This is a genomic window from Rhodococcus sp. B10 (assembly GCF_011770055.1).
GTDB lineage: Bacteria > Actinomycetota > Actinomycetes > Mycobacteriales > Mycobacteriaceae > Rhodococcoides > Rhodococcoides kyotonensis_B.
This window is the reverse complement of sequence record NZ_JAAFYV010000012.1, coordinates 61,066-87,300: the sequence shown is the minus strand read 5'-3', so window position 1 is coordinate 87,300 and position 26,235 is coordinate 61,066. Positions and strand designations below refer to the sequence as shown.

Annotated in this window: 26 protein-coding genes; 15 read left to right on the top strand and 11 right to left on the bottom strand. The window is 65.2% G+C overall.

The features are described 5' to 3' along the window. Window positions 1-7: 7 nt before the first annotated feature. From RhoFasB10_RS10410 to RhoFasB10_RS10390, 5 genes are all read left to right on the top strand, one after another. On the top strand, window positions 8-1,567 hold the full coding sequence (locus RhoFasB10_RS10410; RefSeq protein WP_167676322.1) for a carboxylesterase/lipase family protein: 1,560 nt from the start codon (window positions 8-10) through the stop codon (window positions 1,565-1,567). A 52-nt stretch (window positions 1,568-1,619) separates the two neighbouring features. Then, window positions 1,620-3,140 (top strand): ATP-dependent DNA ligase, encoded by a 1,521-nt coding sequence (locus tag RhoFasB10_RS10405; protein ID WP_167676320.1) that lies wholly within the window; start codon window positions 1,620-1,622, stop codon window positions 3,138-3,140. Window positions 3,141-3,249: 109 nt separating this feature from the next. Further along, a complete protein-coding gene (locus RhoFasB10_RS10400; protein WP_167676318.1) occupies window positions 3,250-4,089 on the top strand; it encodes a nitrilase-related carbon-nitrogen hydrolase in 840 nt (279 codons plus the stop codon). Further along, on the top strand, window positions 4,086-5,504 hold the full coding sequence (hydA, locus tag RhoFasB10_RS10395) for a dihydropyrimidinase (RefSeq protein ID WP_167676316.1): 1,419 nt from the start codon (window positions 4,086-4,088) through the stop codon (window positions 5,502-5,504). The genes RhoFasB10_RS10400 and hydA overlap by 4 nt, the downstream gene beginning before the upstream one ends. Window positions 5,505-5,507: 3 nt before the next feature. Further along, window positions 5,508-6,524 carry a TIGR03842 family LLM class F420-dependent oxidoreductase gene (locus tag RhoFasB10_RS10390; RefSeq protein ID WP_167676314.1) on the top strand — a complete coding sequence of 339 codons (1,017 nt, stop codon included), beginning with the start codon at window positions 5,508-5,510 and terminating at the stop codon, window positions 6,522-6,524. Between the two features lie 37 nt (window positions 6,525-6,561). Here RhoFasB10_RS10390 and RhoFasB10_RS10385 read toward each other — a convergent pair whose 3' ends face one another. From RhoFasB10_RS10385 to RhoFasB10_RS10375, 3 genes are read right to left on the bottom strand one after another with little or no spacing between them, the layout of a single operon-like run. After that, window positions 6,562-7,938 (bottom strand): FAD-linked oxidase C-terminal domain-containing protein, encoded by a 1,377-nt coding sequence (locus RhoFasB10_RS10385; RefSeq protein ID WP_167676312.1) that lies wholly within the window; start codon window positions 7,936-7,938, stop codon window positions 6,562-6,564. A 34-nt stretch (window positions 7,939-7,972) separates the two neighbouring features. Then, window positions 7,973-8,494: a DUF3558 domain-containing protein gene (locus RhoFasB10_RS10380; protein ID WP_068427004.1), complete on the bottom strand. Its 522-nt coding sequence runs from the start codon at window positions 8,492-8,494 to the stop codon at window positions 7,973-7,975. Further along, window positions 8,484-9,005: a DUF3558 domain-containing protein gene (locus tag RhoFasB10_RS10375; RefSeq protein WP_254303529.1), complete on the bottom strand. Its 522-nt coding sequence runs from the start codon at window positions 9,003-9,005 to the stop codon at window positions 8,484-8,486. Before RhoFasB10_RS10375 ends, RhoFasB10_RS10380 begins: the two co-directional genes overlap by 11 nt. A 170-nt stretch (window positions 9,006-9,175) precedes the next feature. Here RhoFasB10_RS10375 and RhoFasB10_RS10370 point away from each other — a divergent pair, with 170 nt between their 5' ends. Then, a complete protein-coding gene (locus tag RhoFasB10_RS10370) occupies window positions 9,176-9,487 on the top strand; it encodes a hypothetical protein (protein ID WP_068427002.1) in 312 nt (103 codons plus the stop codon). On the opposite strand, the gene RhoFasB10_RS10365 is transcribed toward RhoFasB10_RS10370, so the two are convergent. Together RhoFasB10_RS10365 and RhoFasB10_RS10360 are read right to left on the bottom strand one after the other, a co-directional pair. Next, window positions 9,484-10,113, bottom strand: a complete 630-nt coding sequence (locus RhoFasB10_RS10365; RefSeq protein ID WP_068427000.1) for a Type 1 glutamine amidotransferase-like domain-containing protein — start codon at window positions 10,111-10,113, stop codon at window positions 9,484-9,486. The two genes, RhoFasB10_RS10370 and RhoFasB10_RS10365, sit on opposite strands and share 4 nt — an antisense overlap. Continuing rightward, complete coding sequence (locus RhoFasB10_RS10360) at window positions 10,110-10,550, bottom strand: HIT family protein (RefSeq protein ID WP_068427084.1); 441 nt, start codon at window positions 10,548-10,550, stop codon at window positions 10,110-10,112. Before RhoFasB10_RS10360 ends, RhoFasB10_RS10365 begins: the two co-directional genes overlap by 4 nt. A gap of 289 nt (window positions 10,551-10,839) precedes the next feature. Here RhoFasB10_RS10360 and RhoFasB10_RS10355 point away from each other — a divergent pair, with 289 nt between their 5' ends. Genes RhoFasB10_RS10355 through RhoFasB10_RS10345 form a run of 3 tightly spaced genes read left to right on the top strand, consistent with a single transcriptional unit; the run spans window position 10,840 to window position 13,696 of the window. After that, a complete protein-coding gene (locus RhoFasB10_RS10355) occupies window positions 10,840-11,925 on the top strand; it encodes a Re/Si-specific NAD(P)(+) transhydrogenase subunit alpha (protein ID WP_222651554.1) in 1,086 nt (361 codons plus the stop codon). Then, entirely contained in the window at window positions 11,925-12,254 is a 330-nt protein-coding gene (locus RhoFasB10_RS10350; protein WP_114332621.1) for an NAD(P) transhydrogenase subunit alpha, read from the top strand. Before RhoFasB10_RS10355 ends, RhoFasB10_RS10350 begins: the two co-directional genes overlap by 1 nt. Next, window positions 12,254-13,696, top strand: a complete 1,443-nt coding sequence (locus RhoFasB10_RS10345; RefSeq protein ID WP_167676307.1) for an NAD(P)(+) transhydrogenase (Re/Si-specific) subunit beta — start codon at window positions 12,254-12,256, stop codon at window positions 13,694-13,696. Before RhoFasB10_RS10350 ends, RhoFasB10_RS10345 begins: the two co-directional genes overlap by 1 nt. 63 nt (window positions 13,697-13,759) lie before the next feature. Here RhoFasB10_RS10345 and RhoFasB10_RS10340 read toward each other — a convergent pair whose 3' ends face one another. Continuing rightward, entirely contained in the window at window positions 13,760-14,461 is a 702-nt protein-coding gene (locus RhoFasB10_RS10340) for a hypothetical protein (RefSeq protein ID WP_167676305.1), read from the bottom strand. Window positions 14,462-14,547: 86 nt separating this feature from the next. Continuing rightward, a complete protein-coding gene (locus RhoFasB10_RS10335; protein ID WP_167676303.1) occupies window positions 14,548-15,738 on the bottom strand; it encodes an MFS transporter in 1,191 nt (396 codons plus the stop codon). Between the two features lie 297 nt (window positions 15,739-16,035). On the opposite strand from RhoFasB10_RS10335, the gene RhoFasB10_RS10330 reads away from it, so the two are divergent. Further along, window positions 16,036-16,410 (top strand): hypothetical protein, encoded by a 375-nt coding sequence (locus tag RhoFasB10_RS10330; protein WP_167676301.1) that lies wholly within the window; start codon window positions 16,036-16,038, stop codon window positions 16,408-16,410. 80 nt (window positions 16,411-16,490) lie between these two features. Then, a complete protein-coding gene (locus tag RhoFasB10_RS10325; protein WP_167676299.1) occupies window positions 16,491-17,516 on the top strand; it encodes a phosphotransferase family protein in 1,026 nt (341 codons plus the stop codon). Here the strand turns inward: RhoFasB10_RS10325 and RhoFasB10_RS10320 are convergent. Together RhoFasB10_RS10320 and RhoFasB10_RS10315 are read right to left on the bottom strand one after the other, a co-directional pair. Next, the gene (locus tag RhoFasB10_RS10320) at window positions 17,513-17,977 is read right to left on the bottom strand and encodes a thioesterase family protein (protein ID WP_068426985.1); all 465 of its coding nucleotides are present in this window, start codon (window positions 17,975-17,977) and stop codon (window positions 17,513-17,515) included. The two genes, RhoFasB10_RS10325 and RhoFasB10_RS10320, sit on opposite strands and share 4 nt — an antisense overlap. 60 nt (window positions 17,978-18,037) lie before the next feature. Beyond that, window positions 18,038-19,243 (bottom strand): benzoate/H(+) symporter BenE family transporter, encoded by a 1,206-nt coding sequence (locus tag RhoFasB10_RS10315; RefSeq protein ID WP_167676297.1) that lies wholly within the window; start codon window positions 19,241-19,243, stop codon window positions 18,038-18,040. Between the two features lie 62 nt (window positions 19,244-19,305). Here RhoFasB10_RS10315 and RhoFasB10_RS10310 point away from each other — a divergent pair, with 62 nt between their 5' ends. Continuing rightward, entirely contained in the window at window positions 19,306-20,820 is a 1,515-nt protein-coding gene (locus tag RhoFasB10_RS10310) for an FGGY-family carbohydrate kinase (RefSeq protein ID WP_068426981.1), read from the top strand. Here RhoFasB10_RS10310 and RhoFasB10_RS10305 read toward each other — a convergent pair. Both RhoFasB10_RS10305 and RhoFasB10_RS10300 read right to left on the bottom strand, forming a co-directional pair. After that, window positions 20,805-21,563: an SDR family oxidoreductase gene (locus tag RhoFasB10_RS10305; protein WP_068426979.1), complete on the bottom strand. Its 759-nt coding sequence runs from the start codon at window positions 21,561-21,563 to the stop codon at window positions 20,805-20,807. The genes RhoFasB10_RS10310 and RhoFasB10_RS10305 overlap by 16 nt on opposite strands. Beyond that, a complete protein-coding gene (locus RhoFasB10_RS10300; protein ID WP_167676295.1) occupies window positions 21,560-22,585 on the bottom strand; it encodes a sugar-binding domain-containing protein in 1,026 nt (341 codons plus the stop codon). Before RhoFasB10_RS10300 ends, RhoFasB10_RS10305 begins: the two co-directional genes overlap by 4 nt. Window positions 22,586-22,736: 151 nt before the next feature. Between RhoFasB10_RS10300 and eltD the strand changes: the two genes are divergently transcribed. From eltD to RhoFasB10_RS10285, 3 genes are read left to right on the top strand one after another with little or no spacing between them, the layout of a single operon-like run. Next, window positions 22,737-23,828, top strand: a complete 1,092-nt coding sequence (eltD, locus tag RhoFasB10_RS10295) for an erythritol/L-threitol dehyrogenase (protein ID WP_068426975.1) — start codon at window positions 22,737-22,739, stop codon at window positions 23,826-23,828. A 57-nt stretch (window positions 23,829-23,885) separates the two neighbouring features. Next, on the top strand, window positions 23,886-25,262 hold the full coding sequence (locus RhoFasB10_RS10290; RefSeq protein ID WP_167676370.1) for an extracellular solute-binding protein: 1,377 nt from the start codon (window positions 23,886-23,888) through the stop codon (window positions 25,260-25,262). Between the two features lie 24 nt (window positions 25,263-25,286). After that, a complete protein-coding gene (locus RhoFasB10_RS10285; protein ID WP_068426971.1) occupies window positions 25,287-26,234 on the top strand; it encodes a sugar ABC transporter permease in 948 nt (315 codons plus the stop codon). The last annotated feature ends 1 nt before the right edge of the window (window position 26,235 follow it).

Below are 26,235 nucleotides of genomic sequence, written 5' to 3'. Positions count from 1 at the left end.
AGGTGTCATGATCGAGGTCGAAACCACAGGTGGGACGACGCGGTCGGTCGACACTGCGTACGGGGAGGCCATCGGGTACCGCGACGGCGACGTCTTCGCGTGGAAAGGCATTCCGTACGCGGCCGCTCCCGAGGGGAACTTCCGTTTTCGGGCACCACGCCCCCCGCAGCCGTGGACCGAACCACGCGAGTGCCGTTCGTTCGGTGCGATCGCACCCCAGAGTCGGAACGGCCCGGTTCCCATCGACCAGGCCATCCCGATGTCCGAGGACTGCCTGTCCTTGAACATCTGGGCCCCCGAGCCGGATGGCACACCGCGACCGGTCATGGTGTGGATTCACGGTGGCGCGTACTCGATCGGCTCGTCGGCGCAGAGCGTGTACGACGGCAGAAATCTCGCCGAACTGGGCGATCTCGTCGTCGTCACGATCAACTATCGGCTTGGCGCGTTCGGATTCCTCGACCTGTCGTCGTTGACGACCGAGGATGCGGTGTTCGAGACCAATCTCGGACTGCGGGATCAAATTGCCGCGCTCGAATGGGTGCAGCAGTGCATCGCCGCGTTCGGCGGAGACCCGGAACAGGTCACGGTGTTCGGCGAATCGTCCGGCGGCGCGTCGATCACGACGCTGATGACGTCGCCGAAGGCGGACGGCCTGTTCTCGCAGGCCATCGTGCAGAGCGCGCCCTCTACGTCGGTGTACGGCCCCGAACGCGCCGCCGTCGTTGCGTCCCGGTTCCTCGAGCTGATCGACGTCACCCCGGATCGCATCGACGAGCTGTTGTCGATGGACTTCAGGAAGCTCGTCGCAGCGGGGGACACTCTCTGTTACGAGATTCCGACGCGATCGCCCGGCACCCTGGGGCTCGCACCCGTCGTCGACGGCGATGTCGTTCCTCGCTATCCGGTGGCTGCCTTCCAGAAGGGCCACGCTCACCGAATTCCGTTGATCATCGGCACCAATCACGACGAAGCCTCGATCTTCCGGTTGATGAAGTCACCGTTGATGCCGGTCACGTCCGACACGGTCTCCGAGATGTTCCGTGCCATCGCCAACGACCATGCCGATCTCCCTGCGTTTCGCGTCGCCGAGATCATGTCCGCCTATCCCGACAGATCCAAACCTGCCGGGGCACTGGCGATGTCGCGAGATGCCGGGTTCCGCATGCCGAGCCTGTGGATCGCCGACGCGCACAGCCGCCACGCTCCGGTCTGGGTGTACCGCTTCGATCATGCGACCCCGATGCTGAGAGCTGCGCGCATCGGGGCCGGACATGCCACCGAATTGCCGTACGTCTTCGGTAATTTCGGGACCCTCAACCGCGATCCGACGTTCTGGCTCGGTGGCCGGAAGTCGGCGACGGCGGTGTCGGCGCGAATCATGAAGCGGTGGGTCGCGTTCGCGCGTCACGGAGTGCCCGCCACGCTCGACGGAGCCAAGCATTGGGCGCCGTACACCGAACCCAGGTGGTCGACGCTGGTGATCGACTCGCAGGACCAGCTCGTCGACGACCCGGACAGCGCCATGCGAGCCGCATGGGGCGACAAGGTTCTCGGCTTCAGCTGAGCTCTTCCGAAACTCGCGGTTAGCTGTCGGTGGTTCGGGTTACGTTCAGAGCGTGCTGTTCACACGAATCGTCGACACGTCCGTGGCAGTGGGTGCAACGCGGTCGCGCAAGGCGAAGACCGAGGCATTGCAGACGCTGCTGGCCGATCTCCGACCCGACGAGGTCGAGACCGTCGTCGCGTGGCTGTCCGGTGAGATGACGCAGGGCCGCATCGGTATCGGCTGGCGCACACTGTCGGACATCGAGGCCGATCCCGTCGAGCAGCCGGTGCTCACGATCGACGAGGTCGACGACGCGATCGGTGCGGTGGCGTCGACCTCGGGTTCCGGTTCGACGAAACGACGCCGAGACCTGCTCGCAGAATTGTTCGGCCGGTCCACCCGGGGCGAGCGGGACTTCCTCGTCCGATTGATGACGGGCGAACTGCGCCAGGGCGCACTGGAAGGCGTCATGACCGACGCCATCGCGAAGGCTGCAGGGTTGCCGCTCGAACCCGTCCGACGCGCGTTCATGCTGTCCGGGCGTCTTTCGGTGACGGCAACCGCCGCGTTGTCGGGCGGCGAGCAGGCGCTCGCCGAGTTCGTCCTGACGGTCGGCAGGCCGATTCGCCCGATGCTCGCGTCGCCCGCCGAAACGCTGGCGGGGGCGTGGACCGAGTTCGGCGGCGATGTGAGCGTCGAATACAAACTCGACGGCGCCCGAATCCAGGTGCACCGATCAGGCGACGAGGTGCACGTCTACACACGGACGCTGCGGGAGATCACGTCCGGCGTCCCGGAACTCGTCGAGCTGATTCGTCAATTGCCCTGTACCAGTGTGGTTCTCGACGGAGAGACGCTGGCGCTGACGGACAGCGGGCGACCGAGGCCGTTCCAGGAGACGATGAGCAGATTCGGGGCCGACAGCGCACACGACCTCCTGCTGCATCCGTATTTCTTCGACTGCATCCACCTCGATGGCGTCGACCTGCTCGACGAGCCCCTCGAGCGAAGGCTCGACGCCCTGGACCGCGTCGCGCCGCAGCATCGGATACCGGCACTGCTTCGCCCCGACGCAGACTCTGCCGCAGCGCATTTCGACGCAGCCCTCGACGCAGGACACGAGGGTGTCATGGTGAAGGCCTTGTCCTCGTCGTACGCGGCCGGCAGGCGCGGCAGAACCTGGCAGAAGGTCAAACCCGAGCACACACTCGACCTCGTCGTCCTCGGTGCGGAGTGGGGGTACGGCAGGCGGACGGGCTGGCTGTCGAACCTTCACCTCGGTGCGCGGGACCCCGACGGTGGCCCGCCGATCATGGTCGGCAAGACGTTCAAGGGTCTCACCGACGCGTTGCTGCAGTGGCAGACCGACGAGTTTCCGAAGCACGAACGCAGCCGCGACGACCACACCGTGTACCTCGAACCCGACCTGATCGTCGAGATCGAGCTCGACGGTGTTCAGGTCAGCACGCGCTATCCCGGCGGCGTCGCGCTCAGGTTCGCGCGGGTGTTGCGCTACCGGCCCGACAAGACGCACGCCGAAGCCGACACGATCGAGGCCGTCAGGGCGCTGTTGCCGACGCAGAGCCGCTAGTTACAGAGCTGAAACCAACCGGGCCATGTTGTAACACGATTGCACCGACACGCATCCCGCCGAGTGTTTATGTTGAGGAGGCCAGCCAGCCGAGGATGGAGTGACGCATATGTCGACGGTTCGAGCGGCCTTGGTCCAGACCACCTGGACAGGCGACAAAGAAACGATGATCAAGGCGCACGAGGACTACGCCAGAAGCGCCGCCGAGCAGGGCGCGAAGGTCATCTGTTTTCAGGAATTGTTCTACGGCCCGTACTTCTGTCAGTTGCAGGATGCATCGTTCTACGACTACGCCGAATCCGTACCCGGTCCGACGGTGGACAGATTCGCCGCGCTGGCAGAAGAACTCGGCATCGTCATGATCCTGCCGGTGTACGAGCAGGAGATGCCCGGCGTTCTGTACAACACCGCTGCCGTCGTCGACGCCGACGGCCGATACCTCGGCAAGTATCGCAAGCACCACATTCCGCACGTACACGGCTTCTGGGAGAAGTTCTACTTCCGCCCGGGCAATGTCGGGTGGCCGGTCTTCGACACCGCGGTCGGTCGCGTCGGCGTCTACATCTGCTACGACCGGCATTTCCCCGAAGGATGGCGCGCCCTCGGCCTGGCAGGCGCGGAGATCGTGTTCAACCCGTCGGCGACGTCTCGTGGTCTGTCGAACTACCTGTGGAAGCTGGAGCAGCCTGCCTCCGCGGTCGCCAACGAGTATTACGTCGGTGCCATCAATCGCGTCGGCGTCGAAGCCGATTTCGGCGACGACGACTTCTACGGCACCAGCTATTTCGTCGACCCCGAGGGCGCGTTCGTCGGAGAGGTCGCGTCGGACACCGAGCCCGAACTCCTCGTCCGTGACCTCGACATGGATCTGATCAAGGTCGTGCGTGACCGCTGGGCTTTCTACCGCGATCGCAGACCCGACGCCTACACGCCCCTGGTGGAGCCATGACGACCTTCGTCCACGGCGGCACCGTCGTGTCCCCGACGGGGGCGCAGCTACTCGACGTCCTGATCGACGGCGAGACGATAGTGGCTGTGCTGCAACCCGGTTCGACCGCGTTGGGCGCCGATCTGACGCAGTCGGCCGACGTCGTAATCGACGCCTCGGGAAAGTACGTGCTTCCCGGAGGGGTCGACGGCCACACTCACATGGAGATGCCGTTCGGCGGGACGTTCGCGTCGGACACGTTCGAGACGGGAACGCGAGCCGCCGCGTGGGGAGGCACGACGACCATCGTCGACTTCGCGATTCAGACTCCGGGACAACGGGTTCAGGACACATTGGCGCAGTGGCACGACAAGGCTGCCGGATCGTGTGCCATCGACTACGGCTTCCATCAGATCGTCGGCGACGTCGACAGCGATTCGCTGAAAGCCATGAGCGAACTCGTCGCCGAGGGTGTCACGAGCTTCAAACTGTTCATGGCGTACCCCGGTGTCTTCTACTCCGACGACGGCAAGATCCTGCGCGCGATGCAGGCCGCAGCCGACACCGGTGCACTGCTGATGATGCACGCGGAGAACGGAATTGCGATCGACGTGCTGATCGAGCAGTCGGTGGCGCGGGGCGACACGGCGCCGTACTTCCACGGAACCAGCAGGCCATGGCAGCTGGAGGAGGAAGCCACCCACCGCGCGATCATGCTGGCGAACGTGACCGGTGCGCCGCTCTACGTCGTGCACGTCTCGGCGAAGCAGGCGCTGGAACAGATTGCGCACGCACGAGGCAACGGACAGAACGTGTTCGGTGAAACGTGCCCTCAGTATCTGTACCTGTCACTCGAAGAGCAGTTGGGCGCACCGGGTTTCGACGGGGCGAAGTGGGTGTGCTCGACGCCACTGCGGTCTCGCGCCGAGGGGCATCAGGACGAACTGTGGCGCTATCTGCGCACCGGAGACGTCTCGACGGTCAGTACCGACCACTGCCCGTTCTGCATGAAGGACCAGAAGGAACTCGGTCTCGGCGACTTCTCGAAGATTCCCAACGGAATCGGATCCGTCGAGCACCGCATGGATCTGATGTACCAGGGCGTCGTGAGCGGAAAAATCGGTCTCGTGAAATGGGTCGAGGTGTGCTGTACGACGCCGGCGCGCATGTTCGGCATGTACCCGAAGAAGGGCATCGTCTCACCGGGCGCCGACGCCGACCTCGTGATCTACGACCCCGACGGGCACACGAGCATCGGACTCGGAAAGACCCACCACATGAACATGGACTACTCGGCCTACGAGGGTTTCGAGATCGACGGGCACGTCGACACCGTCATCTCGCGGGGCAGGGTGATCGTCGACGACGGCGACTACCTCGGTCGCCCAGGGCATGGGCGGTTCGTCAAGCGGTCACTGGCGCAGAATCTGTTGTGAGACATGGACCTCGGGGTTGTTCTGCAATGCACGCCACCGGCGTCGAGCGTCATCGACCTCGCGTGTCGCGCCGAGAGGTACGGCTTCTCGCATGTGTGGACGTTCGACTCGCATCTGCTGTGGCAGGAGCCGTACGTCATCCACAGTCGGATCCTCGCGGAAACTCGTCACGTGATGGTCGGTCCCATGGTCACCAACCCCGCCACCCGCGACTGGACCGTCACAGCGTCGACGTTCGCGACGCTCAACGAGATGTTCGGCAACCGGACGATCTGCGGAATCGGCCGCGGTGACTCGGCCGTCCGAACCCTCGGGGAGAAGCCGACGACGCTCGCGACCTTGCGCGAGGCGGTCCATGTGATTCGAGAGTTGGCCAACGGACGGTCCGTCTCCCTGGGGGACACGACGGTCCAGTTCCCGTGGGCGCAGGGTTCGACGCTCGATGTCTGGGTGGCCGCGTACGGCCCGAAAGCGCTCGCCCTGACCGGGGAGATCGCCGACGGCTACATACTGCAGCTCGCGGACCCGGACATCGCGTCGTGGATGATCGGTCGCGTACGTGCTGCCGCCGAGTCGGCCGGGCGGGACCCGTCGGCGATCTCGTTCTGCGTCGCCGCACCCGCGTACGTGACCGACGGCAGCGCCGACGCGTTGGCCCATGCCCGCGACCAGGTTCGGTGGTTCGGCGGCATGGTCGGCAATCATGTCGCCGACATCGTCGCGCGGTACGGACACCACGGCGGTGTGCCCGACGCACTCACCGACTACATCGACGCGCGCACCGGTTACGACTACAGCGAGCACGGCAGGGCAGGCAACACGCATGCGGAGTTCGTGCCCGATTCGGTGATCGACCGGTTCTGTGTGCTCGGCAGTCCGGCCGATCATCTCGCGAGGCTGAAGGAGCTGAGCACGCTCGGCGTCGATCAATTCGCCGTTTATCTGCAGCACGACGCCAAGGCCGCGACGCTGGAGGCCTACGGGGAGGCAGTAGTCCCCCTCGTGCGTGCGAATGTATAGCCCGCTATACATTCGCGCGCACGTGCGACGAAGTCGCCTATAACACCGCCCCGGGATTCAGGATGCCGTCCGGATCGAGGGCTGTCTTGATGCGCTGCGTCAGCTGCATGACGTCGTCGCCCACCTGATCGGGGAGCCACGCTTTCTTCAGCCGACCGACGCCGTGTTCGCCGGTGATCGTGCCGCCCAACGAAATGGCCAGATCCATGATGGCGCCGAACGCGACGTTCGCTCGACGCTCCATGTCGGAATCGGACGGGTCGAACACGATGAGCGGGTGCGTGTTTCCGTCACCCGCGTGCGCGATGACGGCGACCAGAACGTCGTACTTTTCGGAGATTCGTTCGATCCCCTCGACGAGATCCGGCAGCGCGGGTAACGGAACGCCGACGTCCTCGAGCAGTAGGCTGCCGAGTCGTTCGACGGCCGGGATAGCGAAACGTCGTGCAGCAGCGAATGCTTCGCCTTCCTCGGGGTCGTCGGTGGTGAAGACGTCCGCTGCGCCAGCCGCAGTGCACGCGTCGGCCATGATCTCGATTTCGCGCGCACGGTCGGCGCCGGGGGAGTCCGACCGTGCGATCAACATCGCCTGCGCGTCACGGTCGAGGCCCATGTTCATCGCGTCCTCGACGGCGCCGATCGACGCGCGGTCCATGAACTCGAGCATCGCCGGACGCAGTGACCGGGTGATCGCGAGGATGGCCGTCGTCGCATCCCGCACCGACGAGAACGAGGCGACGACGGTGCTCGCCGGTGGCTGCGCCGGAATGAGCCGCACCGTGACCTCGGTGATGATGCCGAGCGTGCCCTCGCTGCCGATGAACAGTTTCGTGAGTGACAGTCCCGCAACGTCTTTCAGTCGCGGGCCGCCGAGTCTGACCGCGGTCCCGTCGGCCAGCACCACTTCGAGTCCGAGCACGTAATCGGTCGTCACGCCGTACTTGACGCAGCACAGGCCGCCCGCGTTGGTGGCCGCGTTGCCGCCGATCGAACACATCTCGAACGACGACGGATCGGGCGGATACCAGAGTCCGTGTTCGGCAGCGGCCTTCTTGACCTCCGCGTTCAGCAGACCGGGCTGCACGACGGCGACGCGTGTCACCGGGTCGACGCTGATGTCGCGCATGAGTTCGGTCGTCAGCACGATGCCGCCGTCGACAGCCGTTGCGCCACCGGACAATCCGGATCCGGCACCTCGCGGTACGACGGGAATGCGGTGCGCGCTCGCCCATTTCATGACGCTCTGCACGTCCGAGGTGGAACGCGCACGCACCACGGCGAGCGGTGTTCCCGCATCCGGATCCTTGGCCCAGTCCTGGCGGTAGCGTTCCGTCACGTCCGGGTCGACGAGGACGGCCCCGTCCGTCAGCAGGTCCTGCAGCTCGATGAGGGCCGCGTCGAAAGAGTTGCTCATGTGAAGAAACACTATGGGCCGACGCGGCGTCGCGTCACTGGTTTCGCTGCAACGTCAGTTCGGCGAGCCGAGTGGCGGCCGCGCACGGGTCGCCCGCGCCGCTGCGGTACTGCACCCACCAGGTGATCGTTCCCGAGTACGCGGCGGTGATGCCACACGACGCCGCATCGCCGGGTCGCCTGGACAGGAACGCGGTGGCACCGGCCACCGACACGTCTTCGACGGCGTATCCGATCTCCTGCGACAGAGTCCTCTCGCGTCCGAGCGAATTGGTCTCGAACCACGCGAACGTCACGTCGACTGCTCCCGCGGGCCCGGATCCGTCCCACATGCAGACCGCCCCGAAGAAGTACTGGTAGACCCCGTCCGCCTGTACGGTCTCGGCGATCTTGTCGTCCGGGACGGCGGTGCATTCCTGGAGAAGCTTCGCGAAGTCGGCATCGGCGTCGCCTGCATACCCCTCCGCCGTCGGCGTTCCGGTGACGGTCGTGCTGCAGCCGGCGAGCAGTGCGACGGCCGACACCGCCGCTGCGAGTGCACGTCTCCTACTTCGCATTGGCGACCACCGCTCGCGCCAGGTCGCCGACGATGTCGCAGATCTCGCGCGTCGGCGTCGCGTACACGTAGTTCACGGACCAGTGGATGAACCCGTCGCCGGACTCCACGCCGACCTCGCACGAGTAGTCGTCGGCTCGCGCGCTGAATCCGGGATGTCCCTCGATGTCGAAGGCGCGTATCTCGCGTCCGATCCGTCCCGCCACGGTCCGTTCGCGAGCGATGGGACTGCCCCGATACCACGTGAACATCGCGTACGCCCCGCTGTCGGAGGCCTCGAAGCGGCAGCGAATTCCGTTCTTGGACACCGCGGCGAGGCCGGGCACCCCGGTGATGTCGACGACCTGCTCGTCGGTCACGGAACCGCATTCGCCGACGAAGAGTTCCTCGCTGACGGGCGCGGGTGCCCGAGTTGTCGTGGCCGTCGGGGAGGGGTCGTCGGCCGAGTGTCCGCATCCGGCTGCGGCCAGCGCCAGGACGCTCAGGCCGATGCGAATTCCAGGCTTCCCCACGAGCAGTGACCCTACCGAGTCGAGAATGAATTCGCCCGGTTCCCACAGTGCGGAGCAAGTCCCAATAGTCACACCCGTCACTTCTGTTACCCGATCGATGCGTGCGCGACACGGAATCGTGCGGCTGCGGGGTCTAGCGTCCCAGCCAGTGGACTTGAAGGAGGCCCAACATGATGAATCCACACAGCACGTCGTGGGATTACGTGGCCGCGATGTTCTCGTACGAATTCCAAGGCGGCGGAATCGATTACGACACCCTCGAAACGCTGCACCGCGGTGACGTCCATGAGTGGGTCGAGGCGTTGGAACATTCGGGGTTGTTCGACGGACCCACGATCGCCGACGCGAAAGCTCGATGGAAGCATCGCCCTCGGCTCCTGCTCGACATCCTGCTGCTCGACGCGGACGAGATGACCAGGAAGCGCTGCGACATGGCGTGGTCCTCGCTCGACCGCCTCGCGCCGTTCGCGCAGTCGGGCTAGATCCGTTCCTGCCGGTCGCCGTCGACCACCAGCACCTGGTCGTCGTCGAGGGTGACGAACGGAGTTCCGTCGCGGCGGTAGCGCTCCACCATCGTCGCACCGGAATTCGTGTCGTCGAGAATCGATCCGTAGTGCGGGATCAGGGACGTCTCGACGAAGCCGAGGCCGTCCCAGATCACGTCGCCGCCGGTAGTCGGGTGCACGTCGGCGGGATCGTCGGCAGTCTCGATGCCCCGCAACGACGTCGACGCGACGCACGCGCCCGCGCTGTAACCGCCGTAGACGAGCCGGCCGTCACGGACGCGTCGTGCAATGTCGTTCTCGGTGCCCGACAGGGCGAGGCGAGAGCGCAGCACGAAGGTGTTGCCGCCACGGACCCATACGACACCGACCGAATCGAGCATGGCGGCAATGGCTTTCGTGCTTCCGCGTAGGTCCAGCTCCTCGGGCTCGAATCCGAGTTCGCGCAGGCTGCGAAATTCGCTCGTCACCGCCGACGCGCGGGCCGCGTCCGGCCAGCTGTCGCACGCGTTCGCGATCACCGCGATGCGTCCTGGTGTGCCCGTCATGTCGACGAACGTGTCCGGGTGCGCGCCGAATCGGTACGACGCCAGAAACAACTTCACGCGTCGTTCTCTTCGCTGAGACGTCGAAGACCCGTCCGAATCGCGTCCGCGGTCTCCTCCGGCCGACGCGAACGCCGTGTCACGAATCCTGTCGCGAACCGGAGTTTGTCTCCCGTCCACCGTGGGACGACGTGCAGATGCGTGTGAAACACGGTCTGAAACGCGGCCTTGCCGTCGTTGACGACGAGGTTCGCGCCGTCGGCACGAAGGTCGGATCTGCGCATCGCGCGAGAAAGCTGTTGCCCGGCCGCGAACACGGACGCGCCCAGCGACGGCTCCAGGTCGTCGAGGTCGGACGCATGTGTCTTCGGCACCACCAACACGTGGCCGCGCGCGATCGGGCGGATGTCCAGAAAGGCGAGCACCGAGTCGGTCTCCAGAACTCGCGTTGCGGGGGCGTCACCCGACACGATGCAGCAGAACACGCAGTTGTCCACGGCCAACACTGTAGGTGCACACCCTGGCTTATGATGTCGATCACACAACCCCGTCGAGCTGCACGTCACGCCGTTTCGGATTCGATTCAGACCGCTAAATGCTGTGGCGTGGGTTACCTGAGGGCTGCCTACTCTGGCTATCATCAGTCTCCTCGTGCCTTGACGCTGGGCGCCGCCTGTTCGCCGCACGGTTACCCCCGTTCGCCGAACCGCAGGCACCATTCACTTTTTTACGGAAGTCGGAGAATTGGATACATCGCACAGCACAGAGAACGGGACGAGCGGCCATGTGACGACGCGCGTCGGCGTCGTCCGCGAGTCGGGTGACGGCGAGCGTCGTGTGGCGCTGGTTCCGAAGGTCGTGTCCTCGCTGGTGAACAAGGGTGTACACGTCGTCGTCGAGTCGGGCGCTGGTGTACAGGCCCTGATTCCGGACGAGTTGTATGCCGCGGCGGGCGCGGAGATCGGTGATGCGTGGTCGGCGGATGTCGTGGTCAAGGTCGCGCCTCCCACCGATGCGGAGATCGCGAAGCTCTCGTCGGGTTCGACGTTGATCGGTTTCCTCGCGCCGCGTAACGCGGACAACAAGATCGGCGCGTTGGGCGCTGCGGGTGTGCAGGCGTTCGCCGTCGAGGCCATTCCGCGTATCTCGCGTGCCCAGGTGATGGACGCGTTGTCCTCGCAGGCCAATGTCGCCGGCTACAAGGCCGTGTTGCTGGCTGCGTCGGAGTCCACGCGCTTCTTCCCGATGCTGACCACCGCCGCGGGCACGGTGAAGCCGGCGACGGTGTTGGTGCTCGGTGTCGGTGTCGCGGGTCTGCAGGCGTTGGCGACGGCGAAGCGTCTCGGCGCGCGCCCGACCGGCTACGACGTGCGTCCCGAGGTGGCCGATCAGGTGCGTTCGGTGGGTGCGCAGTGGCTCGATCTGGGTATCGACGCCGCTGGTGAGGGCGGGTACGCCCGTGAACTCACCGAGGACGAGCGGGCTCAGCAGCAGCAGGCGCTCGAAGAGGCGATCAAGGGCTTCGACGTCGTCATCACGACCGCGTTGGTGCCGGGACGTCCCGCACCGCGCCTGGTGACGGCCGCGGCGGTCGAGGGCATGAAGCCCGGCAGCGTCGTCGTCGACCTGGCCGGGGAGACCGGCGGCAACTGCGAGTTGACCGAGCCGGGACAGACCGTCGTCAAGCACGACGTGACCATCGCGTCGCCGCTGAACCTGCCGGCGAGCATGCCCGAGCACGCCAGCGAGCTGTACTCGAAGAACGTTTCCGCGCTGCTCGAGCTGCTGTTGGACGAGAACGGTGCGGTCGCGCCCGACTTCTCCGACGAGGTGCTTGCGCAGTCCTGCGTCACACGGAAGGCCGATGCCTGATGTACACCGCTCTTCTCGCGAACATCGCGATTCTCGTATTGGCCGGCTTCGTCGGCTTCGCTGTCATCTCGAAGGTTCCGAACACGCTGCACACGCCGCTGATGTCGGGCACCAACGCCATTCACGGCATCGTCGTGCTGGGTGCGTTGATCGTGCTCGGCCGTCTTCCCGAGGACGCGTCGTGGGGTGTGCGGATCATCGCGTTCGTCGCGCTGATCTTCGGCACGCTCAACGTCGTCGGCGGCTTCCTGGTCACCGACCGCATGCTCGGAATGTTCAAGTCCAAGAAAGCACCTGCTGCTGTCGGTGAGAAGGGTGCTGATTCCTGATGAACAACCTGGTCAACATTCTCTACATCATCGCGTTCGCGCTGTTCATCTACGGTCTGATGGGTCTGACGGGCCCGAAGACGGCGGTGCGCGGTAACTGGATCGCCGCAACCGGTATGGGCATTGCCGTCGTCGCGACCCTGATCGAGGTGCGCGACGCGGCCGCGATCAACTGGATTCTCATCGCCGGTGGCCTGCTGATCGGTGTCATCCTGGGTGTTCCGCCGGCCAAGCGCACGAAGATGACGGCGATGCCGCAGCTGGTGGCCCTGTTCAACGGCGTCGGCGGCGGCACGGTCGCGTTGATCGCGTGGGCGGAGTTCATCGAGACCGACGGCTTCTCGGCGTTCCATCACGGCGAGGAGCCGACGGTGCACATCGTCGTCGGATCGCTGTTCGCCGCGGTGATCGGTTCGGTGTCGTTCTGGGGCTCGCTGGTGGCGTTCGCGAAGCTGCAGGAGTTGCTGAACAAGAACGTCGAGAAGGCGTTCGTGAAGAACGCGCGCACCTTCCAGCTGGCGAACATCGTGTTGCTGCTGGTCGCGGTCGCGATCTCGATCTACATCGGAATCAACGCGACCCCCGGTGAGGGGACGGCGTGGTGGACGATCGTCGCAGTGCTGGTCGCGGCCGGTCTGATGGGTCTGTTCGTGGTGTTCCCGATCGGCGGCGCGGACATGCCCGTCGTCATCTCGCTGCTCAACGCGTTGACCGGTCTGTCGGCAGCGGCTGCGGGTCTGGCGCTGAACAACACGGCGATGATCGTCGCGGGCATGATCGTCGGCGCGTCGGGTTCGATCCTGACCAACCTGATGGCGACGGCGATGAACCGGTCCATTCCGGCGATCGTGTTCGGCTCGTTCGGTGGCGGCAGCGACGCGGCTGCCGGTGGCCCGGGCGATGCCGGTGGCACCGTCAAGTCCACCTCGGCGGCGGATGCGGCGATCCAGATGGCGTACGCCTCGCAGGTCATCGTCGTGCCCGGATACGGGTTGGCGGTGGCGCAGGCTCAGCACGCGGTCAAGGACATGGCGTCGATCCTCGAGAGCAAGGGTGTCGAGGTCAAGTACGCGATCCACCCGGTCGCCGGTCGTATGCCCGGGCACATGAACGTGCTGCTGGCCGAGGCCGACGTCGAGTACGACGCGATGAAGGAAATGGACGACATCAACGGCGAATTCAACCGCACCGATGTCACCATTGTGATCGGCGCCAACGACGTCACCAACCCGGCGGCGCGTAACGACCCGTCCAGCCCGATTCACGGCATGCCGATTCTGAACGTCGACGAATCCCGGTCGGTCATCGTGCTCAAGCGTTCGATGAGCTCCGGATACGCCGGCATCGACAACCCGCTGTTCACCGCGGACCGCACCTCGATGCTGTTCGGCGACGCCAAGAAGTCCGTCAACTCGGTCATCGAGGAGTTGAAGGCGCTGTAATGCAGCTGCGCTGCCCGTGCGCGGAAAGTTGGCCCAGGGTGCAACTATCCGCGCACGGGCGCGTCAGCGCATGCGACGGAACGCCAACGCTGCTGTGTCGAACGGATTCTGCTTCTCCCGTTCGGCGGCGACGGGGGAGTACACCATGACCCCCGACGAGACGGCCCACCAGGCGAGCACGACGAGCAGAGTCGTCACGACGCCGATCACCGATACCGCGCCCCCGACGACCGCTGCCGCGCACACCGTCGCGACGCCGACGCCACCGAGTCCCCACACCATGGGCAGGAATCTCGGCGAGGCCACGAGCGTCGTCGCGCAGACGAGCGCAACCGCTGCAGTGGCATAGCCGTTCGGCAAGGCCGATCCGGGTACCCAGCCGACGGCCCACGCGCGCACGCCCGCCGTCGTCAGCGATGCTCCGATCACCAGAGTGATGACGGCACCGATCCCGTAGGGGAGCCCCCGTATCAGCGCGACGACGGTCAGCACGGCTACGGCCACGAGAACGGGTGTGATCCCGAACGCCGTCAACACCGAGTCCGACGGGCCGGCCAGGCTGGGTACGACTGCCCGCGAGTGGGGATAGTCGACGCCTGCCAGCGGCAGAATCCCCAGTAGCACGACGAGTCCTACCGTCGCAGCTCCGACCGCGATCGCTCTGGCCAGGATTCGACGTCGTCGCGCGATCGCGTCGACGTCGTCGAAATAGAGTTCGTTCTCCCCCAGTTCGACGAGTTCCATGCTGTCCGTGTCTGCGCTCATGCCCCGACTGGCCCCCTTCTCTTCATGCGTCAGCTACCCGAGGATGCACCACGAATCTGAATGCGTCATGTGAGCCGGCCGTGAGGCTACTGGGGAACGGGCGCGCGCTGGGGTCGTACGGTTCCCGCCGAGGCAGCTGCGATCACCGTGAGCAGCAGCGGCACCAGCATCGCCGTGGTGAGCGGGATAGCATGGGACAGCCATCCGATGATCGCGGGGCCTGCGAGCAGTCCGACGTATCCCATGCCGACGACGCGGGACATGTTGGTCGCCGACGGGCCCGATCCTAGGTTTCCCGCACTGGTGAAGATCTGCGGGATGCTGCCGGACAGGCCCAACCCGAACGCTGCCCATCCCGCGAGGGTCAAAGGCAGCCAGCCGGACGTGAAGACCAGGAGCATGCCGACGGCTGCGATCAGGTTGCCGTATCGAACGACCGCGACGGGCCCGAACCGTGCGCTGACGCGATCGGCGCAGAACCGGCCGACCGTCATCATCGCGGCGAAGAAGCCGAACGCCAAGGCTGCGGTGCCGTCCGCGGTGTTCAGATGTTCCTTGACCTGCAGCGTGCTCCAGTCGTTGGCGACGCCCTCCGCCAGCATCAGCGAGAACGCAAGTGCCCCGAGGGTGAGCACACGAGGCGAGAACTTCGTGCCCCGCGTGCTCGGCGACGTGTCGTCCTGGGTCGGCATGTGTTCGGTCGGCGTCAACAGGAAGCGGCTGCAGACCGCGATGGCGGCGACGCCCAGTACTGCGGCGGCTCCCATGGACGCGTCGATACGCACCGATGCGGCGAGCATGGCTGCTCCGACGAGCGATCCGACGACGCCACCGACCGAGAACAGCGCATGGAACGCGGACATGATCGGGCGCCCGTACAGCCGCTCGACGTCGACGGCCTGAGAGTTCATCGACACGTCCAGTGCGCCGTTGAACATGCCGAACACGAACAGCGAGATCGCGAGCGCCACCGCGCTCTGAGACAGTGCGGGTCCCATGGCTGCGCACGAGAGTGCTGTACCGGTGGCGATCACGAGGCGGTTGCTGCCGAACCGGTCCGCGAGTGGCCCCGCAGTCTGCATGCCGACGATGGCGCCGGCGCCGAGAACGAGCAGCAACGAGCCGAGCGTGGCATGAGAAATGCCGACTCGATCCTCGACGCTGGGGATGTGAACCACCCAGATAGCGAACACGAAACCGTTGACGGCGAAGACGCCGAAAATGGCTGCCCTGGCCCGTCGTAGACGCGCAGCCTGGTCGGTCACCTCGTTCACCATGGGGTCCCACGCTACCCGCGGCGACGTCGTGAGACCGCAGGCGCCGAGTGCGACGCCCGCGCGTGACACATCATTCGTAACTGGAAAGTCACTGGACTGGTTGTCAAACTGTGACGCTTATCACATCGTCCGGTTCGATCTGGTGGAGCTACCAGGGAGAGCGTAGCTTCAGGGCATCGCTAGAAAGTGAGTGATCGTTACAGCGAGATTCGTAACGATCCGAACACGGTCTCGGACATGTTGAAACCTCTTGCTGACCGGACCTGGCACACAGCGCCGCCGATCGAAGGAGAAGCCATGACTCTTGCAGACGCTCGCCCGACTGTCACCACCGACGCGACCGAGCCCGAACCGTCGTTGACTCAAGGGCAGCTCGACATGATGCGAGCCTTCTTCTGCTACGAGTTCGAGGTCGCGCGTCTCGAACGCAGTTCGCTCCCCGAAGCAACGCCGGACGCCGTCGGCGAATGGATCGAAGCGCTGGAAATGAGCGGCTTCTTCGTGTCGTCGGAAATTCGTGCGATGGCTCAGGCCTGGCTGGCCGAGCCGGAGTCGCTGGTGGCGCTGCTGGTCGGCGACTTCGACGAGGTCGCTGCGCGTCGTGACACCGCTCTCGCCGAGGATGCCGCGTCGGACGCTGCCGCGTCGCCGTCGTACCTGCGCGCCAGCTGACCGCACGCGAACTCCGCCCCAGCCGTCACTCGAATGGATACCATCCACTCCGGTTGCGAAGACGAGGGTAAGGGGTTCGAATGGCGTCGGCGGGTGTGGACGAGTCCGCGGTATCGAAGTGGATCGGATCGTTGGGCATCGGAGCGGTGTCCCCGCTGACGTTCCAGCGAATCGGTAACGGTCAATCCAATCTGACATACGCGGTCACCGATGTGAGCGGCTCGCGGTGGGTGCTGCGCAGGCCTCCGCTCGGCACACTGCTGGCGTCGGCGCACGACGTCGTGCGTGAGCATCGCATTCTGTCCGCGTTGCAGAACACGTCGGTTCCGGTTCCCAAGATGTTGGCGCTGTCCGAGGACCCGGCCGTCTCGGATGCGCCGCTCGTTCTGATGGCGCACGTCGACGGTGTCGTGATCGACTCACCTGCCGTCGCAGAGACACTCCACGACACCGTTCGACGCTCGATCGGTCTCGGCATGGTCGGTGCGCTCGCCGAGATCCACCGGGTCGACCTGGAAAGTGTCGGACTTCTCGATCTCGCGAGCCACAAGCCGTACGCGCAGCGTCAGTTGAAGCGGTGGACGACGCAGTGGGAGCACACGAGATCTCGCGAGGTGCCCGCGATCGATTCGCTCGCTCAGCGCTTGGCCGCGAATGTTCCTGAACAGCAGGAGCTTTCGTTGGTGCACGGCGACTTCCACATGAACAACGTGATCACGTCGCGCACGGATGGGTCGATCGTGGCCGTCGTCGACTGGGAGCTGTGCACCCTCGGTGACCCGCTGGCCGACCTCGGCGGGCTGCTCGCGTACTGGCCCGAGGCCGGCGACGACGTCGCAGGCCCGTTCATGGCATCGACACTGCCCGGGTTCCCGACGCGTGCCGAATTGGTCGCCGAGTACGCGCGCGTCACCGGCCGCGACGTCTCGGCCGTGGACTACTGGCAGGTGCTCGCGCTGTGGAAGTTGTCGATCATCGCCGAAGGAGTCATGCGTCGCGCCGAGGCGGATGCGCGCAACCGAGCCCAGGCAGGTGCACCGACGACGACGTTGGTCGACGACATCCTGGCTCGCGCCACGGCGACCGCCGACGCGATCGGTCTCTAGCGCGGTACCACGAGAGTGCGTGCAGCAGCTTCTATTTCGGTCGGGATCGGAACGGGCGTGCGCGTGACCGCGTCGACGTAGACGTGCACGAATCGGCCGGTCGCGGCCAGCTGTAGCTCGTCGCCGTCGGTGTCGCGGAACAGCGCAAGCGAGTACACGATGCTGCGGGTGCCGAGTTTCTCGACCGACAGTCCGACCTGCAGTCGATCCGGGAACGACAGCTCGCGGTGATACTTGCACGACGTCTCGGCGACGACGCCGATCGCCGGGAGTTCACGAATGTCGACGCCGGTCGTGGACATCAGCCAGCCGTTGACCGCGGTGTCGAAGAACGCGTAGTAGGTGACGTTGTTGACGTGTCCGTAGTGGTCGTTGTCGTCCCATCGCGTCGCGACGGGCCACAGGGCCGGGTAGTCGGCAGCGGGATTCGGTTCGGCTCGCTGCTCGGCGGAAGCGGTCATGAGTCGAGTCTAATTCGGGTCATTCCTGCAGGCTCCACTCCCGGCAATAATGTGCTGGGGTCACGGTCGCGCAGAGGCGGACGGCATCAGTACCCACCGCACCACGAGTCCGGCGACGAGTGCCCAGAACGCGGACCCGATACCCAGCACCGTGACGCCCGATGCGGCGATGAGGAAGGTCAGGATGGCCGCCTCCCGTCCCGCCTCGTTCTTCAACGCGCCGGCGAGCGAGGCCCCGAGGGTGCCCAGTAGCGCGAGGCCGGCTACGGTCTCGACGACGCCGGCAGGTGCGACGGAAACGAGAGTCGCGAGCGCGGCCGAGCACAGCGCGAGCAACAGGTAGAACCACCCGGCCGACGATGCGGCGATCCACCGGCGTTTCGGGTCGGGATCCGCCTGCGGCGCTGCTGCGAGTGCGGCGCTGATGGCCGCGAGGTTGATGGCGTGGCCTCCGAACGGAGCTCCGATGACCGTGCCCAGTCCGGTGACGCCCATCGCGGGTCGCCACGGCACGTCGTAGCCGAAGGACTTCATCACCGCCATGCCGGGAATGTTCTGGGACGCCATCGTGACGACGTAGAGCGGTAGTGCGATTCCGATGATCGCCTGCCACGTCCACTGCGGTGTGGTGAGGTCGACACGCGGGACGAGGTCCACCGGACTGGGAACACGATCTTCGGCGACGACGTCGACTGCGATGACGATCGCGGCGGCCACGAATGCCGCCGGCACGGCCCAGCGCTTCGAGAAGCGTTGCAGCACAAGCCAGACGAGTACGACAGGGGCGATGAACGCCGGTGACGCAGCGAACGCGGTGACCGGTTTCAAGCAGAGGGGGAGCAGGACACCCGCGAGCATCGCCTGTGCGATCGACGTCGGGATCGAGGTGATCAAGGCGCCGAGTCGCGGCCACAGGCCGGTCGTCACCACGAGTGCGCCGACCACCACGAAGGCGCCGACCGCAGCGGGCCAGCCGCCGGTGACGGTTCCGGTGCCGGCGAGCAGCGCCGCCCCCGGCGTCGACCAGGCGAGCGTGATGGGTTGTCGATATCGCCGGGAGAGATACAGCATGCCGAGCGCCTGCGTCACACAGATCGCGAGAAGTCCCGACGCGGCGTCCTCGGGCGACGCGCCGACAGCACGCAGACCCGTCAGTACGACGGCGAACGAACTCGTGAACCCGACCAGTGCGGCCACGACACCGGCCAGCACCGGCTGCAGTGGCCCGGAGCGTTCCTGTTCGACTGTATTTTCGTGTTCGGACACGGATGTCCATGATGCCCTGAGACTTGCCGCGGCGGGTGGCCTGCTCCGATAGTGTTTGCCCCGTGGACTTGTTCGTGGGCATCGATATGGGTACCGGCAGCACCAAGGGAGTTCTGGTCACCGAGGACGGCGTCGTTCTCGCCTCCGAACAACGCGCCCACGAGATGTCGCTTCCACGGCCGGGGTGGGCCGAGGTGGACGCCGAAGCAGTGTGGTGGGCCGACGTCTGCGCCATCGCGTCGTCATTGACTGCCGAGGTTCCGGCGGGGTCACGCGTCGCGGCCATGTGTGTCAGCGGCGTCGGGCCATGCCTCGTCCTCACCGACGCGGACCTGAACCCGGTCCGTTCGGCGATTCTGTACGGGATCGACTCCCGTGCTCACGCGGAAATCGCCGAGCTCACCGCACTGTTCGGTGAAGCCGAGATCCTGCGTCGCTGCGGAAAGTCGCTGTCCAGTCAGGCAGTCGGCCCGAAAATCGAGTGGGTGCGCAAGAACGAACCCGAGAACTTCGCGCGGGCGAGCAAGTGGTTCGGCTCCAACTCCTACGTCGTCGCCAAACTGACGGGAGAATACATTCAGGACCACCATACGGCGAGCCAGTGCGACCCGTTGTATTCGGTGCGCGAATTTGGTTGGAACACAGAATGGTCCGATCGCGTACTGGACGGATTGGATCTTCCTCGGCTCGCGTGGCCGAGCGAGATCGTCGGAAAGGTGAGCGCCGACGCCGCTGCGTCCACCGGGATACCCGTCGGGACGCCCGTCGTCGCAGGAACCGTCGACGCGTATGCCGAGGCCTTCAGCGTCGGAGTGCGTCACCCGGGTGATCTGATGCTGATGTACGGATCCACGATGTTCCTCGTGCAGGTCCTCGCCGAGTACCGCACGCCTGCACCGACGGGGCGTTCGGCAGGCTCCACGTCCGGGGCGCTCTGGACCACGACGGGGGTCGAGAAGGGAACGTACGCGCTCGCCGCGGGCACATCCACCGCAGGTTCGCTGACGACGTGGCTGCAAACCGTCACCGGCGGTGCGTCTTTCGACGAGTTGATGCGCGAGGCCTCTGCCGTCCCGGCCGGCTCCGACGGACTCCTGGTGCTTCCGTACCTCGCCGGAGAGCGCACTCCCGTCTTCGATCCCGATGCCCGTGGGGTCATGGCAGGACTGACCCTGCGGCATACTCGCGGACATATGTTTCGTGCTGCCTACGAGGGAATTTCGTTCGGTATCAGGCAGATTCTCGAGATGTTCGACGACTCGGACACGCCGGTCACGCGAGCCGTCGCCGTCGGTGGGGGACTGCGCAGCCCGGTGTGGGCTCAGGCGCTGAGCGACATCACCGGTCGCACTCAATTGGTTCCGACCCAGGCGATCGGAGCCAGTTACGGAGACGGACTTCTGGCCGCTATCGGCGTCGGCGCTGTCTCACCCGAAACCGATTGGGCGACAGTCGCGTCGGAAATTCCCCCGAATCCCGAACACAAAGCGCTGTACGACGACCTCTACGGGAACTGGTGCGAGCTCTACCCGTCGACACGAAAGATCGTCCATGCGGGCGCTCAGCTGACCAGGTAGCCGCCGTCGACCGGTATGTCGCTGCCGTTGATCATGGACGACGCATCGGAGGCAAGCCACAGCGCTGTAGCCGACACTTCCGACGGGACGGCGAATCGGCCGGTCGGAATCCGTGCCAACATCGGCGCGGACTTGACGGGATCACCCCACACCTTCTGTCCCATGTCGGTGAGAACGACTGTGGGGCAGATGGAATTGGCGCGGACTCCGCGATGCCCGAGTTCGAGCGCGAGGACTTTCGTCGCCATGATCAGTCCTGCCTTCGAGGTGCAGTACGCGTAGTGCTCGGGAAGCGGTCGCAGCGCAGCCGCCGACGCGACGGTGACGATCGATCCGCCCGTCGCGTCGGCCATCGCACGTCCTGTCCTGGCGGCCAGCAGAGACGGTGCGCGGAGATTGACCTGCAGCACCTCGTCGAAATGTGCGGTGTCGAGTGCGTCGACGGTCTCGGGGTAGGAGATCCCGGCGTTGTTGATCAGAATGTCGAGGCCGCCGTATGCGTGCGCGGCGTCGTCGGCCAACTTCTCCGGGCCGTCGGCGGTCGACAGGTCGGCTGTGACGACCGTGCATTCGGCATCGAGCGTTGCGGCGAAACTTTCGAGACCGTCTCGGTCTCGTCCGGACAGGACGAGCCGCGCGCCCGCCGCGGCGAACGTTCGTGCGATGTCGGCTCCGATGCCTCGGCCGGCTCCGGTGATCAGGGCACGTTTGCCGTCGAGGAGCGAAGAATTGGGAAGCGTCATGGAGCGTCTTTCTCTGCGTCGGGTCGAACGTAATCGAGAATGCTCTGGGCGGTCGAGGGGTCGGTGACGAGCTGGTTGAAGAACTTCGCGCGTGCGCCGCTGACGATGGGTGCGACCTTCTCGTCGCCGACTGCCACTGCAATCCCGACCGGAATCTTCTGCAGCGCAGCCAGTTCCACCGCGATCAGTCGGTCGGACCCCGGGAACTCGACGGAATTGCCGTCGCGGTCGTAGAACCTCGAGCAGACGTCGCCGACGGAATCACGCAGCGACGCAGCGTTCGTCGGGACGAATCTCGGTATGTCCGAACGCAGCAACGGAGGGGCGCCGACGCCCATCAGGATGCACCGGGCTTGCGGCCACAGGTCGAGGACTCGCTGTATTGCGGGGTCGGAGTGGATGATCGAGTGGAGATCGGCTCCGGGTAGGGCAGGCGCGAACAGGTAGTTGGCCCGCCCGCCCAGCTTGTTCGAAATCAAGCGAGTGATCTCGTTGGTCTGATACCACTCCTCGGGTTGGTCGTTTCCCCCGACCGTGGGTGCGACGAGTACCCCGGGAATGCGATCGAGATCGAACTGTGCGACCTCGTAGACCGTTCGGCCCGACGAGACCAGCAGGATGTCCCCGGGTACCAATCCGACTGCTCCCAGAGCCTTCGACACCTCGGGCGCGAGATACCGTCCCATGAGGTCGACGGTCGGCTTCGACGGCGTCGGCGCAGGCAGAGGTGCCGACAGGTAGACGTGTGTGAGCCCCAGTGCGGCGGCGACGCGCTCGGCGAGGTCGTCCTGTGCAGACGTGCTCGGGGGAATGACCTCGATACGCACGATGCCCTGGCGCCTGGCTTCGGACAGCAGTCTGCTGACCGTCGCGCGGCTGGTGCCCAACTTCGCGGCCACCTCGGCCTGGGTCGCATCGTCTTCGTAGTAGAGCTTGGCGGCGGTGTACAGCAGCGTGGGCGCGAAGTGACCGGCGTCGGCGGTCGACGGTGTGTTCTCGCTCGCTGAACTGGTTGTGGCCATGGTCGCAGTATCCCACTGAACATATGTGCACGGACTTTGAATTGCTGAACATTCGTTCTGGACATATGTATAACGGACCGTTAACGTGATCGCCAACACATCGCGACACAGCAATGCGTCCCATCACTGCCGCCAGATCAGGAGCTCTTTCATGTCGGACACCGCGATCCCCGAGAAGATGCAGGCCGTCGTCTGTCATGGCCCGGAGGACTACCGCCTCGAAGAGGTACCGGTACCCGTTCCCGGACCGGGCGAGGCGCTCGTGCGCGTCGAAGCCGTTGGAATCTGCGCCAGTGATCTGAAGTGCTATCACGGTGCAGCCAAGTTCTGGGGTGACGAGAACCGTCCCGCATGGGCCGAGACCGACGTCATTCCCGGTCACGAATTCGTCGGGGAGATCGTCGTGATCGACGACGAAGCATCGGCGCGCTGGAACGTCGCGGTCGGCGATCGAGTCGTCTCCGAGCAGATCGTTCCGTGTTGGAAGTGCCGGTTCTGCCTTCGCGGGCAGTACCACATGTGCGCCCCGCACGATCTGTACGGATTCAAGCGGCGCACGCCGGGGGCGATGGCGTCGTACATGGTGTATCCGGCAGATGCGTTGGTGCACAAGGTGTCCAAGGGCATTCCGCCCGCGCATGCGGCATTCACGGAGCCGCTCTCGTGCTCGTTGCACGCCGTCGAGCGCGCGGGCATCACCTTCGACGACGTGGTCGTCGTCGCCGGCTGTGGTCCGATCGGACTCGGCATGATCGCGGGCGCTCGCGCCAAGAGCCCCGCTCACGTGATCGCTCTCGACATGCAGCCCGAAAAGCTGGCTCTCGCACGGGAATGCGGTGCCGACATCGTGATCGACATTCGCAACGAGGACGCCGAGAGGATCGTCAAGGACCTCACCGGCGGCTACGGCGCCGACGTCTACCTCGAAGGAACCGGGCATCCGTCGGCAGTTCCGCAGGGGCTCGGTCTGCTGCGCAAACTCGGTACGTACGTCGAATACGGCGTCTTCGGCAGCGACGTGTCCGTCGACTGGTCGATCATCTCCGACGACAAGGAACTCGACGTCCTCGGCGCACATCTCGGCCCGTACTGCTGGCCTGCGGCAATCCGCATGATCGAGTCCGGCGTTCTTCCGATGGACAAGATCTGCACGCATCAGTTGCCGCTCGCGGACTTCCAGAAAGGCCTCGACCTCGTCGGCAGTGGTGCGGAGTCCGTCAAGGTCTCGCTTATCCCGTCCTGACTTTCCGCCCACACCGGGAGACAACACATGAGCATTCATCAATTCTCGAGGCGGGACATGCTACGGGCGATGGGCCTGGCGGGCATCGCCGCGGCCTCCGTTCCGATTCTGTCCTCCTGTGGCGTCGGCGGAGGCGTCGACGCTGTCAACGGCGCAGGCGAGGTCACCGGACCGTTCGACTGGAAGGCCGCGCAGGGTATGACGCTTAACATCCTGCAGACCCCGCACCCGTATCAGCAGTCCTTCCAGCCGTTGTTGGCCGAGTTCGAGCAGCTCACCGGCATCACCATCAACGCGGACCTGGTTCCCGAGGCCGACTACTTCACCAAGCTGAACACCGAACTGGCAGGCGGCACAGGCAAACACGACGTGTTCATGCTCGGCGCCTACTTCATCTGGCAGTACGGTCCTCCCGGATGGCTCGAGGACCTCGGTCCATGGCTGCAGAACAGTTCTGCCACCAGCGACGAGTACGACTTCGACGACATCTACGAAGGTCTTCGCACGTCGACGAGCTGGGACTTCGAGCAGGGCAGTCCATTGGGCACCGGTGGACAGTGGGCACTGCCGTGGGGCTTCGAGAACAACGTCGTCGCCTACAACAAGGCGTACTTCGACAAGAACGGCATCACGTTGCCGGACACGTTCGACAACTTCATCCAGCTGGCCATCGATTTGACCGACCGGTCACAGAATCGGTACGGCATCGCCACCCGTGGATCGAAGTCCTGGGCCACGATTCATCCCGGCTTCATGACGCAGTACACCCGAGAAGGCGCCCAGGACTACGTCTTCGAGAACGGCGAGCTGCAGGCTCGCATGAACTCGGACAAAGCCGTCGCATTCACGGAGAAGTGGATCGAGATGCAACACAAGGCCGGCCCGACCTCGTGGACGTCCTACGACTACCCCAATGCCACAGGTGATCTCGGCGACGGCACCGCCATGATGGTCTACGACGCGGACAGCGCCACCTACCCGAAGAACAAGCCGGGCGCGTCGGCGCAGGCGGGCAACATCGGGTGGTACCCCGGACCGGCAGGCCCCGACGGCAGCTATGCCACCAACCTGTGGACGTGGTCGCTCGCGATGAACTCGATGTCGAAGAACAAGCACGCCGCCTGGCTGTTCATGCAGTGGGCGACGGGCAAGGAAGCGATGTCGAAGGCCGTGCAGGGCGGGATCTACGCCGACCCGGTCCGAAAGTCGGTGTTCGACGGCGTGTTCAAGCAGCAGGTCGCGGACCAGGCGGGCTATCTCGAGACCTTCGAGACCGTCATCGACCAGTCCAAGATCCAGTTCACGCCGCAGAAGAAGTTCTTCGACACCACCCAGAACTGGGCGTCGGCTCTGCAGGACATCTACGGCGGCGACGACGCCCGATCGCGTCTCGACGGGCTCGCGAAAACCAACACCTCGAAGGTGAATCTGTGATGACGTCCTGGAAAGAGGTAGGTCATGGCCACCCGTTCTGACACCGCACGCGCGACCGACACGCCCCAGCCGGCCGCCACGTCGAAACCCGAAGTGCCGCGGTGGCGTCGACGGCTCCGGCCGTACCTGCTGTCGGTTCCCGCGGTTCTGATCGTCGTCGGGATTCTGTACCCGTTCTTCGTCGGTGCGTGGTACTCGTTCCTCAATTACGCTGCGGTGAACCCGAATCCGGTGTTCGTAGGATTTCGCAACTACGCCAGCGTCCTCGGCGACGCGCAGTTCTGGTCGAGCGTGCGGGTCACGGGCACCTTCGCGGTCGTCGCCACCGTCGTCGAGACCGTCATCGGCGTGATCATCGCCCTGCTCCTCAACCGGTCGTCGATCATCGGACGGATCTTCGAGAAGGTTCTGATCCTGCCGTTGATGATCGCGCCCGTCATTGCGGCCGTGGTGTGGAAGTTGATGTTCAACCCGCAGTTCGGCGTGCTCAATCACGTTCTCGGGCTCGGTAACACGTTCGACTGGCTGAGCAGCCAGAACGCGCTGTTCTCCGTGATCCTCGTCGACCTGTGGATCTTCACGCCGTTCGTCGCGATCCTCGTCCTCGCGGGCATCCGTTCGCTTCCGAAGGAACCGTTCGAAGCGTCGGAGGTCGACGGGGCCAGCTGGTTCTACATGTTCCGACGCCTCATGCTGCCGATGCTCTGGCCGTACATCCTCGTCGCCGTGATCTTCCGCTTCATGGACAACCTCAAGTTCTTCGACGTCCCATGGGTTCTCACGGCGGGCGGTCCTGGTGTCGCCACCCGGTCGTTGCAGATCGGCGCGTTCGAGGACTCGATCATCAACCTCGACTACTCCCGCGGCAGCACCTACATGTTCCTGCTGTGGATCCTCGTGTTCATCACCGCACGCTTCCTCGTGAGCGTGCTCGGCAAAGCGCAGCGGCGTGCTGCAGGCGCGGAGAGCTGAA